Here is a 15683-nt window from a genome sequence, read left to right on the forward strand (position 1 = left end):
GGTCGGGTCGGGTCGGGTCGGGTCGAGAAGCATCTTCGATTCCCACCAACGGGGGTGCGCGTTCCTGCGGAATATTCACCGCGTGGAGAAATTACGGTCAGGTCGGCGTCCAATGTGCTCGACCATCGCGTGCCTGCGACAGTTCTGGTCCGCGGGACACGGTATTAAAAAGCCAGGTAGCAGTGAGCGCGCGACGCTGGTATGCGCTGCCGCACAGATCGCCGATATGTGCCTCTCCCGAACTGATGCCGTCACTTCGTAAGATAGCCGCGCGTATGTATCCAAGCCGTGTCTGGATGGATGCCGCTGTCCTTCATGGCGTCTCGCAGTTCTTCCGCGAAACGTGCCGGAGTCATTCCGAACGTTGTGAACACTTCGTCGCTGGGAGCCCCACCATATGGGGCCCAGATATGAGCGAACTCAATTAAACGTGCCGATTCACTCGAAGCTGCCCACCCGCGGGCGCCAGCGACGTTTGATCGGCGTCGTCTGCGGCGTAGCACGCGGCGTTCGGTCGATTCGGCGGCCTGCCCGCTAACCGATGAGGATTTCGACGTCACCGTTGTCGTCTTTCGAATGTTGGTCAAAATGAAATTTCCGTCCACGATATAGCTCTGATTCACCCCGCGAGCAGCACACCCGTGAGGGCGACCGCAGCCACCCAAGCGGTGGAGATCGTGGCCAGGATGAACGGTCGAGCGCCGACCTTCCGGATGAGATGTAAGCGGATTCACAGATCTCCCGACGAGAATCTCCGACATCGGCGACCACGATCAGGATCCCGTTCCCGAGGCGATCGACACTCCCGCCATCGGGTTGATCGCATACACGCGTGGCTCGGTTGAGTGCAACGCGGCGACCAACAGGCCGCGGAGGTCCTGGTACACCGGGTTCGATGGATTGTTTGATCTCGTCGAGTTCATCGATGGTCACCCGGTCGACGATCTGACGGTTACCAGCCACTTTGCGGGGGCGTCCGGTGCATTCACGGGTGAAGATAGCGTCGTGCGACCACAACTGGCCCAGGAACCGCGAGAAGCCGGCCGCGATGTCCGGGAGCGGGCCCGTGATCACCTTCCGCATCTCCACCCAGGCCTCAACCTGCAACCGAACAGAGTCCTCCGCAATTACCACGCATTCACAGTATTGCCGCTACCGGTGAGAAGGCACTGGCCAACCGACCAGCCCGAACCGGCCGAGCGGCCGGGTGCCGAAGCGCAGCGGGGTCGGCAGCCTGGGAACCAGGACAGAACAGCCATCACCGAGGAGGATCATGACCGTCACCGTCGAGCAGACCCGCACACGGTTCAGCGACGGGCGCCGCATCGTGCTCGACGAGAACGAGCGGCTGCTCAATTCCATTGCCGCAGAACAGTGGGACCGCGCCGGTTCGCTCATCACAAGCGCGCGGGCGGTCTTCGTGATCGGCAACGGGCGCAGCGGCCTGGCCATCCAGATGGCCGCCATGCGCTTGATGCACCTCGGTCTGCGCGTGCACGTGGCCGGTGAGGTCACCGCCCCTGCCGTCGGCGCACACGACGTGCTGATCGCCGTGTCCGGGTCGGGCACCACCGCCTCGGTGGTCGGGGCCGCCGACACCGCGACGAAGGTCGGTGCCTCGGTGCTCGCCGTCACCACGGCCTCGGACTCGCCGCTCGCCCAGCGCGCCGACGACGTCCTGATCCTTCCCGCGGCCGACAAGCAGGACCACAGCGCAGCCATCACCCGCCAGTACGCGGGCAGCCTGTTCGAACAGTCCGTGCTCCTCGCCTTCGACGCCCTGTTCCAGGCGTTGTGGCACAACGAAGACCAGACCGCCGAGCGGCTGTGGGAACGCCACGCCAACATCGGCTGACCCGAGCACCCCGGACCCCCGAAGATAAATAACAGGAGAAACACATGACGAAGCTGCAGGTTGCAGTCGATCTGCTCACCACCGCCGACGCGCTGGCACTCACCAACAAGGTGGCCCCGTACGTCGACATCATCGAACTCGGCACCCCGCTGATCAAGAGCGCCGGCCTCAGTGCCATCAGCGCGATCAAGGCCGCACACCCGGACAAGGAGGTCTTCGCCGACCTCAAGACCGCCGACGCCGGTTTCCTCGAGGCCGACCTGGCGTTCACCGCCGGCGCCGACCTGGTCACCGTCCTCGGTGCCGCCGGTGATGCCACCATCAAGGGCGCCGTCGAGGCCGGCCGCAAGCACGGCAAGAAGGTCGTCGCCGACCTGATCGGCGTCGAAAACCGTGTCGAGCGCGCCCGCGAGATCGCCAAGCTCGGAGTCGCGTTCGTCGAGATCCACGCCGGCCTCGACGAGCAGGCCCAGCCCGGCTACTCGATCCAGACCCTCCTCGACGACGGCAAGATCGCCGGTGTCCCGTTCTCCGTCGCCGGTGGCGTCAAGGTCGACACCATCGCCGCCGTCCGCGATGCGGGTGCCGACGTCGCCGTCGCCGGTGGCGCCATCTACAGCGCCGAGGACCCCGCCGCGGCCGCGAAGGCACTCAAGGAAGCCCTCACCAAGTAGCCCGTCACCATACAACGAAAGGCCCTGAACACGTTCGTGTTCAGGGCCTTTCGTTGTATGGTGCGGCGCTGCCGGCCGAGTCTGTAACGGTGTTCGAGGACTTGCGTCCGCTGTCGTCGCGCCAACGGAGACCGCTCAACACGCAGACCAGGTTCACCCGCCCGAGTTCGGGTGTGGCCAACCAGCACGCGCAGCATCGAGATCGTCCAAGACCGGTCGAGCTGCCCTCCGGGAGGGCGAGACCGAACCCCTCGACCGGTCCCACCTCGACGCATCTACCTGCCCGGACGGGTCAGAGCGGGCGCCACGCCCGGCCGGTCCGGCTGAGGATCCCTTCCGCGGACTCCGGGCCGCACGCGCCGGACGGATAGGTGTCCGGGCGACCGACGGCGGCCCATTGCTCGAGGAGAGGATCGATGACCCGCCAGGACCATTCGACCTCCTCCCGGCGAGGAAAGAGTGTGGCGTCTCCACGCAGCACGTCACAGATCAGCCGCTCGTAGGCATCCGGTGCCGGGTCGAACACCGACCGGAAGTCCATCCCGAGGCTGACCGGCTGAATGTGCATGCCGCCGCCCGGGCGTTTGGCGCCGATGTGCAGTTCGATTCCGTCGTCGGGCTGGACCCGGAAGACGAGCACGTTCGAGACCGCCGCGGCCCGGGCAGCGGGCGACCCATGGACAGGCGGTGTGAACGTCACCGCGATCTCGGTCGTCCGCCGCGCCAGGCGTTTACCGGTGCGGATGAAGAACGGCACGCCTGCCCACCGGCGGGTCGCGATCCCCACTGTCAGGGCCGCGAAGGTCTCGGTCGCCGAGTCGGCAGGGAACCCTGCCTCGTCGGCCAATCCCGATACGGGAACCCCGTTATCCACGCCCGCACCGTATTGGCCACGGGCTGATGTCTCCGCCAGCGGTCCGAGGAGTTCGGTGGCGGAGAGGACCTTGAGCTTCTCGGCGGCGATGCTGTCGGCGTCGAACGCGACGGGTTCTTCCATCGCGATCAACGCCAAGAGTTGCAGCAGGTGGTTCTGGACGACGTCGCGGGCGGCGCCGACGCCGTCGTAGTACCCGGCGCGCCCGGTCACTCCAACACTCTCGGCCATGGTGATCTGCACGTGGTCGATGTGGCGGTTGTTCCACAGTGGCTCGAACATTCCGTTCGCGAACCGCAGCGCGAGGATGTTCTGCACCGTCTCCTTCCCCAGGTAGTGATCGATGCGGTAGATCGAGGCCGGCGGAAACACCCTTTCCAGCGCGACACCGAGGGTCTGCGCGCTGGCGAGATCGTGCCCGAACGGTTTCTCCACCACCACCCGGCGCCATCCGTGCGCATTCCGGTTCAGACCGCAAATCGCGAGCTGGTCGCAGACCGCCGCGAAGGAGGACGGCGGCACTGACAGGTAGAACAAGTAGTTGCCGGGCTTGCCGCGGCGGACGTCGAGCTCGGCCAGCCGGGCGGAAAGCCGGGCGAAGGCCGCGGTGTCGTCGAACGACCCCTGCACGAGGTGGATACGCTCGGCCAGCTCCGCCCACACCGCCGGGTCGAATGGTGTGCGCGCGTGCGCGATCACTGCCTCGCGAAGCCGATCTTCGGCGTGTGTGCTGTCGCGAGCGAAGCCGATCAGATCGAAGTCCGGTGGCAGCTGGCCACCGTGCGCGAGGTCGTAGATGGCCGGGAGCAGTTTCTTGCGGGCGAGATCACCGGTGATTCCGAAGATCACCATCGACGCCGGGTCGGTGACCTGACCGGTGTTGCCGATCAACGCCTCACCGAGCCGGCCGTCCGAGCCGCCTGCCAGCGGATTCCTCTCCTGCACTTCAGACACGGTCACTGTTGTTGCACTCCGTCTTTCGCTCCACCACAGGCGCATTCGGACAATGCGTCGACTACCAGTGTCGAAGGTGCGGCGAGGTAATGCACTTGGCCGAGCGGCCAGTGACAGCTGCCCGTCCGGTCAGGTGAGGCGGCCGCCGAAACCCCGTAGACATAGATCCCGGCATGATACTCGAGAATCGAAAGTGGAACGGTGACGATGAAACTGGGATTGGTCGGTCTGGGCAAGATGGGGCTGAACATGCGCGAGCGTCTGCGGGAACGTGGCCTCGAGGCGATCGGATACGACCCGAACGCCGCCGACAGCGATGCCGGCAGCCTCGAAGCGTTGGTCGAGTCGCTTCCGGTGCCGCGTGCGGTGTGGGTGATGGTGCCCGCCGGTGCGCCGACCCGCCAGATCATCGGGCAGCTCTCCCGCCTGCTCGCACCCGGGGACCTCGTCGTCGACGGCGGTAACTCCCGGTTCACCGACGACGAGCTCAACGCGGACGTCCTCGCCAAACACGGCATCCGCTACGTCGACTGCGGCGTCTCCGGTGGGGTGTGGGGGCGGCGGAACGGCTACGCGCTGATGGCCGGCGGCGACACCGCCGACATCGACCGGTTGATGCCGGTCTTCGACGCGCTGCGACCGGACGGGGAGCGGGAGGACTCCTTCGTCCATGCCGGCCCGGTCGGCGCCGGACACTACGCGAAGATGGTGCACAACGGCATCGAGTACGGGCTGATGCAGGCCTACGCCGAGGGCTACGAGCTGCTCGCCGCCGAGGACTCGATCGTGGACGTGCCCGCGGTCCTGCGTGCCTGGTCGAAGGGCACCGTCGTGCGGTCCTGGCTGCTCGACCTCCTGGTGCAGGCCCTGTCCGAGGATCCCGACCTGGCAGCGATCTCCGGCTACACCGAGGATTCCGGCGAAGGCCGCTGGACCGTCGAAGAAGCCATCGCACACGCGGTTCCGGCGCCGGTGATCTCCGCCGCACTGTTCGCCCGGTTCGCGTCCCGCCAGGACGACTCCCCCGCTATGAAAGCCGTCTCGGCGCTGCGCAACCAGTTCGGTGGGCACGCCGTCCGACCAGTCGAGACCGCCGGGATCGCCTGAACCGTGACGACCTCGACCCCATCTGACGTCACCCGCTCCCCCGAATGGCAGAAGCTCCAGGCCCACCACGCCGACGTGGCCGACCTGCACCTACGGGAGTTTTTCACCACCCACCCCGAGCGTGGCCGCGATCTCACCGCCACCGCCGGTGACCTCTACATCGACTACAGCCTGCACCGCATCGACCGGACCACCCTCGCTCTGCTGACCGACCTGGCCCGCGCGGCGGGCCTGGAAGAACGCCGCGACAGCATGCTGCGCGGAGACCACGTCAACACCACCGAGCACCGGGCGGTCCTGCACACCGCGCTGCGCCTACCCGCCGATGCGACACTCACCGTCGATGCACACAACGTCGTCGCGGACGTGCACCGGGTGCTCGACCGGATGGGCGACTTCACCGACCGCGTCCGCAGCGGACAGTGGCGCGGCGCTACCGGCAAACGCATCACCACGGTGGTCAACGTCGGCATCGGCGGCTCCGATCTGGGACCGCGCATGGTGTACGGCGCGCTGCGTCACTACGCCGACGCCGGGATCGCGGTCCGGTTCGTCTCGAACGTCGACCCGCAGACCTCGTCGCCACCCTCACCGATCTTGACCCGGCGACGACGCTGTTCGTCGTGTCGTCTAAAACGTTCACCATCGAAACCCTCACCAACGCCACCGCTGCCCGGCGATGGCTCACCAACACACTCGGTGCCGATGCCGTGGCCCGGCACTTCGTCGCAGTCTCCACCAACGCCGCGAAAGTAGCCGAGTTCGGTATCGACCCCGGCAACATGTTCGAGTTCTGGGACTGGGTCGGCGGCGGCTACTCCGTCGGGTCCGCGATCGGGCTGTCGGTGATGGCCGCGATCGGCCGGGACGCGTTCGCGCAATTCCTCGCCGGGATGCACACCATGGACCGCCATTTCGCCGAGGCGCCGTTGGAGGCGAACGCCCCGGTGCTGCTTGGGCTCCTCGGCTTCTGGTACTCCAACTATCACCACCCGCTCCCGCTCACCTCCCCGAGGCTAGCCACCTGGCCGGCAGACATTCTGGTGCCACGCCCACACCGACGAAGGTCACTGCAACGACTCCGCGCCCGCCCACTAGAGAGCCGTAGGGAACGCAACAACCGTGCTCAACCCACTACCAGCCCCGAAAACCGAGGATCGATCCCCCCGGCGTTCCACACTCTACGAAGACGGCCATCGATGTGTCCGGCGAAGGCGGCGTGAGTTCACCATTCCGGATGCAGCCGATACAGTTCCATGGATGGAGCAATCACTCCGCGCCCAGCAGACGGGCCGGGCCTGGCAGCTTTTCGGTGGACACTGAACAGCCCCGATGCCGTCTCCGATGGTGGCCAGACCGACGAGTTCCCCCTCAGCGAGCCACGGTCAGCGCCAAGACCACGACAATCGTCGACTCCCTGGGGGCCCGACCGTTACGTTCGGGCCCCACCGGCACGAAACACGACTGACGCGGCCGGTGAGGCGTGAAGTACACCGAATGACCGGCTCGCTTTGTTACACGATGCCTCCGCATCGACCCACGACTTCGAATCCTTCACCAACTCACGACACTCATACCGTTGTGGCCCCCAGGTCGGTGAGAGCCACAGCTACACGAATGGTGTTCCGGCTACAGCAGACAGCGACGCTTATTGAGCTTGAGGACCGTCGCTATGGGCAGAGATCCTGATGACTTCAGGGCTTCTCGAGTATCAGAACAGGGATGACGCGAGTCGTCTTTCGCTCCAACTCGGCGTAGACGGGATAAGCCGCCATAGCCCGTTCCCACCAGATGGCTCGCTCGCTACCGGCAAGTTCCCGAGCGCGATAGTCGTACGTCTCAGTGCCGTCTTGTAGTTCTACCAGTGGCTCGGCCTTCAAATTGTGGTACCAGGCCGGATGCGTCGGAGCGCCGCCGTCCGAGGCAACGAGCGCGAAGGCGCCGGCGTGCTCGACTCGCATCAACGGGACCCTGCGTAGCTTTCCGCTCTTCGCACCGCGCACCGTGAGCAGGATCACCGGCCTTCCTCCCCAATCCACGCTGTCCGTCGTACCCGTCTCGAGAATCTGCACAGTCATGTCCCGTACAAAGCCCTCGGGGCCCAGGATGTATTCACCGTTCAGAGGCACGTTGGATCACCTTTTCTTTCTCACGACGACGCTGGAGCGAAGTGTTCGGATTGGCGGGTCTGCTGGTTCAACGCAGCTCTGGCGGTGACTTATTGCGCTGGAGTACGCACTCTTCTGCCTAGGACTGGCAGTGCCACCCTGGGGAGTCCCTTGGGTTTCTGTCAACGACTGCACACCTGTGGGTGATCGGCCGGTTTCCCGTCTGTCACGTAGCTGCCCTCACGCCTACATTCTGTGGATCCCAGATCGCGCGCGACAGCGGTCAGTCCCGTTTCCGCACGGTCAGATGCCACCTGCCCCCCGGGTGCACTTCAACACCACGGAAGCGCGTCCTCGTGCGGCTGACCGGGCGCGGTCATGCCCTCCGGCCACACCCATCCGCCGGGTCACCTCAGGATCCGCCCGCGCACGCACTCGGCGAGCAGATCGTCATTCCACCGATCAACGATCTCCCTCAAACACAAAGGCGGCGCTCGGTCTCAGGAAGGTGGTGCGTCAGACTTCAGTCGGACACTGTATCCACCTCTCCGAAGACCGGCCCGCATCCCGATCGCGTCGACCCCAGTGACGTTGGTTATCTGTCGCGAGCTCCGTACAGGTCACTGCCAACACGAGTTTGATTATGAGGCGGCGTTCCGGCTGCTATTCCGTACGGCCCGAAGGAATGAAGACGGCGTTCGTAGACTCGCCATCCAACGGAGGTCCGCCGCCACTTGTCGTCGTAGCAGATCGCAACAGTCCAGTCGGCCGGCTTTGGCCCGTCTTCCGCCATCCAATGAGCGCACAAGGCATAGGTGCGGCTGGTCGCCTCATCTCCCTGTACTTGGACCGAGAAGTTGCCCATCATGTGCTGTGTACCCGCAAAGTCTTGCATCACTTCGTCGAAAAACGCGCCCAACTCCCGCCGCCCGCGTGGAACGCGAGGGGGCGTGCTCTCTGGTAGATGGAAGTCCGTCGCGTCGTCAGTGAAGATCTCTTCTGGAATGTCTTTCCACCGTGCGGTGTCCAAGAGGAATGCGTAGAGGTCCATCCGCTCTCGGATGTAGTCTTTGTCCCGAAGTTCCTGCAATTCTGCGCGGATCAGTTTCAAGTCGTCGGAGTCTGATTTCGCTTCTGAATCGATCTGAGTACTCAACGCATCACTCCATTCAAAGATGTTGCTGCTGTGCAGATCTAAGATTGCCGATCGGTTCGTCGCCCACGATCACGATCGACCGTGATCCAGATCATGCCGAGTGTCAGCACGCCAAGTCAAGCAAATGGGTCAAATATCCGACGACTCCGTAAATTTTCCAGGCGCTGCTCTTACACAAAAGACGGACATGCGATGCCCTGGTGCAGATCAATAGCATCCCAGCCGGACCGTCGCGCCATGGTTCCCAGTGATTAGAGAGGGCCGTCCTGCACGAAGCATGTGAGTAGTTGCGCAAACGCCTCTTGGCTCGCTTCGGGCCAATCTCCGAGTCGGCGCGCTATTGCCTCGGAAAGGCGTTCGCGCATGATGGTTACGGCCTCATGCCCCTTCGGGGTCAGTTCCAGCAGGACGAATCGAGCATCGGAACCATCGGTGACGGTCCGCAGATAGCCCGCCTGGACGAGTCGCCCGGCGCGGCGACTGACGACAGATCTGTCGACGCCCACTTCTGAGGCCAGCGCTCCCGCACTACTCGGACCATATCGGGCGACCGCGCTAATGACGGGGTATGTGCTGACGTCGAGCGACTCGTCGAGAGCCCTGGTGAGCTCAGCATAAAGCTTGTTCCGAAATCCGCGTTGAAGCACAGTCCCTAATGCGTCTGCCACTGCCGTGGCGGGGGTAGCGTCCATGACACCACCCTAACTTGTGCTTTTTGCACACACTCGCGCTATGCTCGTACGTGTGCAAAACGCACACATATTTGGACTGGAGGCTTCATGATGGCCGCGGATATCAAGACTGCACTGAACGATCTCATCGGCGGGAGCGATCCCCTCGAAGACGTGATCGCGCGACACTTCGCGCCGAACTATCGGCAACGGACCAACGGCATTTGGGACGACTTCGCCGGCTTCAAAGAACACATCGCGTATCTGCGCGACGCCGTCCGTCGCATCGACGTCACCGTCCTCGACGAGGTTACCGACAACGAGCAGTACAGCTCGCGGCACGTCGTCGATATCGTCAAGACCGACGGGTCGCTGGTCCAGCAGGAGGTCTATCTCTTCGGCGAGCAGAACGTTGACGGCAAGTTCACTCGCGTCGAGGAGGTGACAATGATGCTTGAGGGCACAGAATCCGATCGCGGCTTAGGGAACGCGCGCTAGCCAGGTCAAGACCTGGGCCGACGTTCTGCTCGTGTCTATCAGAAGTACGTGCCTCACCAGACCGTGTCGCCACGAATTATCGCATCAGCACCACCATCAATGAAGATCGTCTGACCGGTGATGTGACCATTCTTTTCGCTCGACAGAAACGACAGCAACTCGGCTGCAGAGATCGGATCGTACGGACCACCGAGCGGCATCGGAGTGCCCGCTTTGATTCGACGTTCGGTTGCGGGGTCTTCGAAAAGTCGCGTCAGCAGCGCGGTCCTCACGAGCCCAGGTGCAATAGCGTTAAGTGGGATTCCAGCTTCAGCCCAGTCTGCTGATATTGCAGCGCGACGAATCCACATCGAGAGGGCACGCTTTGAAGTCGCGTAAGCAAATTCGGCTACTTCGGCGCGTGCTTTGGCCTGATTCTCACTGCCATTCAGCATCATGTTCAACATCTGCTGGTCATACGGGTGGACCGATGTTATCGAGGAGACGGCCACCGCGCGGGGTGCGGCCGATTTCGCTAGTAACGGTCGAAGGCCCTGCAGGGTAGCAAGTGCACCAAAATAGTTGATTGCCACAGTTTCTGGCCCGTTGATGTCCACACCCGCCACTGCCAAGACTGCGTCAATCCTCCCCCCGGTGAGGTCGGCGACCTGATCGACGAGGGACACCCGCCCGTCTGAAGTGCTGAGGTCTGCGATTACATCTGCGCCTTGCAGGTCGGCACCGATCACCCGGTGGCCTTCCGATTCCAGGTACCGCTTGGTCGTCTCACCGATTCCCGAGGCGGCGCCTGTGATGACATACACTCTTTCACTATTCGACATACGCCCTTTGCTTTTCTGATCGGGGACTCGGCGGGCCTTTGACCCACGCATCCCTGCCTGTTTGAAACCTCGTTGCGTTTCCTGCACTGCACGAGAGCGCGAGAGGCACTGCAACAGCAGGCGTGCAGATCACCGCTCGCACTGGTCACGCTCCCCACCGCATCGATTTGACGACTCAGTCAATCTATCGACGATAGTGTCACTAGTCAATAGGGTTCCGTTGCCGCGTACGCATCGATGGCATGGGTCGCTGGCAGTACCGCACTGCAGTTGCTGAGCACTTCGGTGTCTGTCCTACGTGGATCCGGAAACTCGATGTGATCGACCACGACACCAGGGCCTATCACGGCACAGGTCGCCGGCACCCACGTTTGCTGGGTCGCTCCGGTACCCGTTCTAGTTTCCGAGACGGACCGGGAATTTCGGGCGATGGCATTCGACGACGGTGACGCCGTCGATCCGGCATTGCCAACAATAGACTTTCACCGTGCTGGCCAATCTTCGGCGGACTGCCGAACGGCTACATGCCGCACGCCGGTGTCGGGCCAGGTTCGATGGACCCCACACATCGTCGACTGATTCGCGAGCGACGCGGCGAACGTCAGCGAGCACACCTTGCCTGGACCATCTTTCCGCATGTAAGAATGCGTTACCTCCGAATCCAGTTCTGCCCGAGGCTAAAGGCGACAGGGGCCAATGGTGGAGGGATTAAAGTTGCTTGCTCAGAAAGACGGCCAAGTTCTTGAGATCGCATCAGGCCCGGTGTTCGTCACCGGTGCGGCGGGTGGAATCGGTAGCCAACTCGTCGACGAGCTGCTCAGCGCGGGGCACCAAGTGTGCGCGATGGACGTGAACCCCGATCTGCTTGATAAGCGGTGCGCTGATTGGGGAAGAAACGTCTATCCAATCGCTTTCGACGCAACGGATCCGGACGCTACCAAGGATGCCGTGCGTGCCGGCGTCGATCGACTTGGAGTCCCATTCGGGATCGTGAACATAGCGGGTGACAATCGGATCAAGCCGCTAACGGAGATTTCTGACGCCGAGTGGCGCTACCTCATTGACGTCAACCTCACGTCGACCTTCTATATGTGCCGTGAGGTGTTGCCGCTCATGGCGGCGGAACGCGTCGGCAGAGTGATCAACACGAGTTCGATCTTCGGTCTTAGAGGGCAGGTAAATGACGCCGCATACTGCGCGGCCAAAGCTGGCGTGATCGGCTTGACACGCGCTCTGGCGGTCGAGTACGCCGGCCGGAATATCGCGGTCAATAGCATCGCCCCCGTCGCAACATTGACAGAGCGCGTCGCCAAGCTCGATCCCAGCCACTTGGACGGCCAGTTGCAGCGCATACCCATGGGCCGCTTCAGCGAGGTCAGCGACGTGACAGCGGCCTTTCACTTTCTCCTCAGTCCAGGCGCTGCCTTCTTCACGGGTCAAGTCCTCTCCCCGAACGGTGGGGACTGGATGCCGTGACGAGTTCGGCCGTAAACGCGCAATCGTTTGTCAGATCCGATCTACACCGGTCCGTAGCCGACTGGAGTGAAGGAGCAGCGCAGGAACTAGCGCATTCGGCTACCGTGGCCCCTTAGCACGATTGGTCGTGCATCCGGTTTCTGGAATCCGGGACCCTGCCGAACGATGCCTGCCTTGGTCATGCTGGGAGCTTCGGGGGCAATCGATGCACCAATTGTTGCAAATCACCGTGAACATGATGGTCAGCTGCTGGGCGCACCGAGGGAGATGCCGCCGCGGCTGGAGATAGAGTCGATCTCCTCCATATGGGGCGGCAGGAGCAGCAGATTTCGGTCGGTATCGGGGCATCTCGCCGTGACGATTCTCTATGAGTGCAAATGTGGATGTCGCTGTCGGCCGAATGTAATGCAGCGAACCTCTCGATGCAGATTCTGTGCGTATTCTACTCGGAGAGAAAGCATCTCGATGATTCGGCGGTGCTCCCGTCCCGTCGGGACGTGACTACCGTCCGGAGACGGTGGACCGGGACGCGTCCACTTCGGCCTTCGAGGACGGTGCGCCCGTCGCCTGACCGCGCGTGCGATGCGTGCGTGGGCTGTCAGGCGACGGGCGCGTCCTGGATCGTGAGTTTCACAGGCGGGATCCTACGATCAAGGAAGGCGGTCCTCGTCCAGACCCGGCGCCGACGACTCCGTCCGCTGCACACCGCACATCGGTTCCAGCACGAAAACTGGAATGATCCGATCCGTCTGTTCCTGATAGTCCGCGTACATGGGAAAAGCTGCGACCGCTCGGTTCCACCAATCGTCCCGTTCGGAGCCGGTTACCTCACGTGCGAGGTAGTCGACCTTTGCAGGGCCGTCTTGCAGCTCTACACGTGGATTTGCTCGAAGGTTGTGGTACCACACTGGATGCCGGGGGCCGCCGCCCAGGGACGCCACGAGGGCGTACCGTCCCTGGTGTTCGACACGCATGAGCGGCGTTTTTCGTAAAGCACGACTGCGCGCCCCGATGCTGGTCACGATGACCACCGGAAGCCCATGCCTGGTGTTTCCTTCCGCCCCATTCGATCGCTCGTATAACTCGACCTGTTCGCGGGAGATGTCGCGCGTACTGGGCTCGTACGTTCCTTCCAAAGGCATAGCTGTTCCATTCTTCTCGACAGTGACTGCAGCGACCCGGGGGAATTGGTGAGGCCGTATCGGCCGAGGCGCGGTCGTTCGTACGGCGCGCCGGCATGGGACTCTTTCACACCCGGTCAGACCCGCTGGAATCCCTCGAGAATGGAATCGTCGACGTCAGGAAGGTTGACGACAATGTTGTCGGGCGTTCTCGCTGTCAGCCAGATCAACTCTTCCGTGGTACTTAAGTTGACCTCGACATGAGGCATGTACGGCGGCACGAACACAAAGTCTCCGTCGGTCATGTCGACGTACTTCTCATAGTGGTCACCAAAGTAGATTCGAGCGTGCCCGCTCACCACGTACCCACCGGTTTCCGCCTCTCCGTGATGATGCGGAAGGGATCTGGTTCCCGGCGCGTTGATTGCCCGTCCGAACCAGATTTTCGTGGCAGGCGTGACACTCGGACTGACGCCGGTGGTGCGCAGCAGCCCCTCGGACTGAACTGTGTCACTGCCGGTTACGTCCGACCTGCGGACGATCGGAGCGATATCGTGGGCAAGTTCCGTGCTCATTGGTTGGGCTACCTTTCCCGAAGATGGCATCGTGCGATGGAGGGCAGTGGAGCGAAGACCCCCTCCCTATGACACGTTCCGCCTTGAGGGATAGTGATACAATTAGTTTCCTTCATGCGGAAAGAGGATGCTTGTGGCCGATACCCTGCAATCCGTCCACCAGGCACTTCGGATTCTGTCTCTGCTGCGTGCCCGCCGAAATGAGCTCGGCGTCACCGAAATCGCAACGGAGTTAGGGATCGGGACGTCCTCGACCTACCGGCTGCTCTCCACACTCAAAGAGGATCGGTACGTCGACCAAACCCCGACTCGTGGTTATCGGCTGGGCCCCGCGATGAGCGGATCTGCCGATGCCGATTCCGTTGGGCATTGCGCCGAGGTGGCAGCACCACATCTCAGCGATCTGCGCGACAGAACCGGGGAGACGGTACATATCAGCATTCTCAACGCCGGCTACACCGAGTTCGTCGCAGTGTGCGAGTCCGAACGTTCGTTGCGAGTGACGAGCAAGATCGGTTTCGCCGTGCAAGCGTACGCGGCCGCGGCGGGCAAGGTACTTCTCGCGACGCTGACCGAGGGCGAGGTGGATGCCCTCTACCCAGAAGACACTCTACTGACCCCCACAGGTCGCGGGGTGCGCACGCGGTCGGACCTGGATGCCCAATTGAAGCTGGTTCGAGAATGTGGCTATGCCCGAAACGTCGAGGAATCCGAGGAGGGCTTGTATGCTCTCGCAGTTGCGATTCACCGACCCGTGGGTCGTCCGATAACCACTTTGACCATCACGGGCCCCGCGTCACGTGTCGCACCAGGAGCAGGATCGACCCTTTCTGCGCGCGAGACAGAGTTGTTGGGCGAGCTACGCGCTTCCACGCAGCGGATCGAATCCGAACTGCGCTATTGACCCCCGGGCATGCATCCGGCGTCGGCAAGTCTTGCCTGCAGCGTGGCCGCGGCGGAGCGCAGCTGGTGCACAATGAACCGCTCGTGTCCCGTACGCATGTCGTCACGCGCGAGCTGGAATCGCGATTCGGGACCCGCAACAGCCAGGGCGACAGTCGACATGCCGCCCGCACCCACTACGGGCATCGCTATTGCATTTACTCCGGGTTCCCATTCGGCGAAGATGCGCGCATAGCCATTGACCCGGACGCCGGCGAGTTCGCGTGTGAGCGCCGACTTCTTGGCGATGGTTGTAGCGGTACTTACCCCCAATTGCTCTCGGGGATAGGCGCGGTTGATGCTTCGAGACGAGTACGAGGCCAGCAGGGCCTTGCCCGCGGACGATGCATGCGCCGGTACCTGGGCCCCTACCCGGCTCGGCACTCTCATTTCTTCACGCGAGACAACCACGTCCAGATAGCGGGCGCGGGTGCCGTCCAGGGTCGCGAGATGAACGGTCTCGTGTGTCGCTGCTTCGAGTGACTCGAGGACATCGTGCGCGAGCAGGACGTAGTCCTCGTCGGCGTTGGGCCGCCGGGCTGCTGTCATCGCCGGGCCCAGCCGGTACCGCTTCGCGGTCACGCTGCGCCGGGCGAATCCCCGCTCGACGAGGGTGGTAAGTAAGCGGTGCGCAGTCGATGGGGCCACGGCCAGCCGCTCGGCCGCCTCGGACACGCCGATTTCGTCCTGTTCCTGCAGTATCTGAAGGATCGCGAGTGCGTGATCCACTGACTGTAACGCCATGGGTGTAGCCTACATCACATTCCGTATAAAGGAATGTTATGGCCCATGCATTTCGTATGGAGAAGGTTAGACCTCGCGCGGCAAGGTGATCGGCGTCTTCCGGCAGA

At 63.0% G+C, this 15683-nt stretch carries 14 protein-coding genes and 3 pseudogenes; 7 read left to right on the forward strand and 10 right to left on the reverse strand.

Features of this window, described 5'->3' with window-relative positions; genetic code table 11:
- Window positions 1-619: 619 nt before the first annotated feature.
- Both G9373_RS46930 and G9373_RS33205 read right to left on the reverse strand, forming a co-directional pair.
- A pseudogene (locus G9373_RS46930) lies at window positions 620-730 on the reverse strand (putative sulfate exporter family transporter); the annotation flags it as partial.
- A gap of 155 nt (window positions 731-885) precedes the next feature.
- A pseudogene (locus G9373_RS33205) lies at window positions 886-1083 on the reverse strand (helix-turn-helix transcriptional regulator); the annotation flags it as partial.
- Window positions 1084-1273: 190 nt separating this feature from the next.
- Here G9373_RS33205 and hxlB point away from each other — a divergent pair.
- Both hxlB and hxlA read left to right on the forward strand, forming a co-directional pair.
- Window positions 1274-1855 (forward strand): 6-phospho-3-hexuloisomerase, encoded by a 582-nt coding sequence (gene hxlB, locus G9373_RS33210; RefSeq protein ID WP_167118983.1) that lies wholly within the window; start codon window positions 1274-1276, stop codon window positions 1853-1855.
- 44 nt (window positions 1856-1899) lie between these two features.
- Complete coding sequence (gene hxlA, locus G9373_RS33215) at window positions 1900-2529, forward strand: 3-hexulose-6-phosphate synthase (protein ID WP_167118986.1); 630 nt, start codon at window positions 1900-1902, stop codon at window positions 2527-2529.
- Between the two features lie 292 nt (window positions 2530-2821).
- Here hxlA and zwf read toward each other — a convergent pair whose 3' ends face one another.
- Complete coding sequence (gene zwf / locus G9373_RS33220; RefSeq protein ID WP_167118989.1) at window positions 2822-4402, reverse strand: glucose-6-phosphate dehydrogenase; 1581 nt, start codon at window positions 4400-4402, stop codon at window positions 2822-2824.
- A 162-nt stretch (window positions 4403-4564) separates the two neighbouring features.
- On the opposite strand from zwf, the gene gnd reads away from it, so the two are divergent.
- Window positions 4565-5464 carry a phosphogluconate dehydrogenase (NAD(+)-dependent, decarboxylating) gene (gnd, locus tag G9373_RS33225; protein WP_167119069.1) on the forward strand — a complete coding sequence of 300 codons (900 nt, stop codon included), beginning with the start codon at window positions 4565-4567 and terminating at the stop codon, window positions 5462-5464.
- 3 nt (window positions 5465-5467) lie between these two features.
- A pseudogene (locus G9373_RS33230) lies at window positions 5468-6450 on the forward strand (glucose-6-phosphate isomerase); the annotation flags it as partial.
- 708 nt (window positions 6451-7158) lie between these two features.
- On the opposite strand, the gene G9373_RS33235 reads toward G9373_RS33230, so the two are convergent.
- The 3 genes from G9373_RS33235 to G9373_RS33245 form a co-directional block, all read right to left on the reverse strand.
- Window positions 7159-7593: a nitroreductase family deazaflavin-dependent oxidoreductase gene (locus G9373_RS33235; protein ID WP_167118992.1), complete on the reverse strand. Its 435-nt coding sequence runs from the start codon at window positions 7591-7593 to the stop codon at window positions 7159-7161.
- 574 nt (window positions 7594-8167) lie between these two features.
- Entirely contained in the window at window positions 8168-8728 is a 561-nt protein-coding gene (locus G9373_RS33240) for a nuclear transport factor 2 family protein (RefSeq protein ID WP_167118995.1), read from the reverse strand.
- Window positions 8729-8979: 251 nt separating this feature from the next.
- Window positions 8980-9420 (reverse strand): MarR family winged helix-turn-helix transcriptional regulator, encoded by a 441-nt coding sequence (locus G9373_RS33245; protein WP_167119003.1) that lies wholly within the window; start codon window positions 9418-9420, stop codon window positions 8980-8982.
- An 87-nt stretch (window positions 9421-9507) separates the two neighbouring features.
- On the opposite strand from G9373_RS33245, the gene G9373_RS33250 reads away from it, so the two are divergent.
- A complete protein-coding gene (locus tag G9373_RS33250) occupies window positions 9508-9897 on the forward strand; it encodes a nuclear transport factor 2 family protein (protein WP_167119006.1) in 390 nt (129 codons plus the stop codon).
- A gap of 53 nt (window positions 9898-9950) precedes the next feature.
- Here the strand turns inward: G9373_RS33250 and G9373_RS33255 are convergent, their stop codons facing one another.
- The gene (locus G9373_RS33255) at window positions 9951-10700 is read right to left on the reverse strand and encodes an SDR family oxidoreductase (protein ID WP_346842880.1); all 750 of its coding nucleotides are present in this window, start codon (window positions 10698-10700) and stop codon (window positions 9951-9953) included.
- 732 nt (window positions 10701-11432) lie between these two features.
- On the opposite strand from G9373_RS33255, the gene G9373_RS33260 reads away from it, so the two are divergent.
- The gene (locus G9373_RS33260; RefSeq protein WP_167119012.1) at window positions 11433-12194 is read left to right on the forward strand and encodes an SDR family NAD(P)-dependent oxidoreductase; all 762 of its coding nucleotides are present in this window, start codon (window positions 11433-11435) and stop codon (window positions 12192-12194) included.
- Window positions 12195-12844: 650 nt separating this feature from the next.
- On the opposite strand, the gene G9373_RS33265 is transcribed toward G9373_RS33260, so the two are convergent.
- Both G9373_RS33265 and G9373_RS33270 read right to left on the reverse strand, forming a co-directional pair.
- The gene (locus G9373_RS33265) at window positions 12845-13336 is read right to left on the reverse strand and encodes a nitroreductase family deazaflavin-dependent oxidoreductase (protein WP_167119015.1); all 492 of its coding nucleotides are present in this window, start codon (window positions 13334-13336) and stop codon (window positions 12845-12847) included.
- 116 nt (window positions 13337-13452) lie between these two features.
- Window positions 13453-13890, reverse strand: coding sequence for a cupin domain-containing protein (locus G9373_RS33270; RefSeq protein ID WP_061045378.1), 438 nt, complete (start codon window positions 13888-13890; stop codon window positions 13453-13455).
- A gap of 133 nt (window positions 13891-14023) precedes the next feature.
- Between G9373_RS33270 and G9373_RS33275 the strand changes: the two genes are divergently transcribed.
- Entirely contained in the window at window positions 14024-14794 is a 771-nt protein-coding gene (locus G9373_RS33275) for an IclR family transcriptional regulator (protein ID WP_167119018.1), read from the forward strand.
- Here the strand turns inward: G9373_RS33275 and G9373_RS33280 are convergent.
- Entirely contained in the window at window positions 14788-15576 is a 789-nt protein-coding gene (locus tag G9373_RS33280) for an IclR family transcriptional regulator (RefSeq protein WP_167119021.1), read from the reverse strand. The two genes, G9373_RS33275 and G9373_RS33280, sit on opposite strands and share 7 nt — an antisense overlap.
- Between the last annotated feature and the right edge of the window lie 107 nt (window positions 15577-15683).

It is taken from the genome of Rhodococcus sp. A14, assembly GCF_011603105.1.
Lineage (GTDB): Bacteria > Actinomycetota > Actinomycetes > Mycobacteriales > Mycobacteriaceae > Rhodococcus_F > Rhodococcus_F opacus.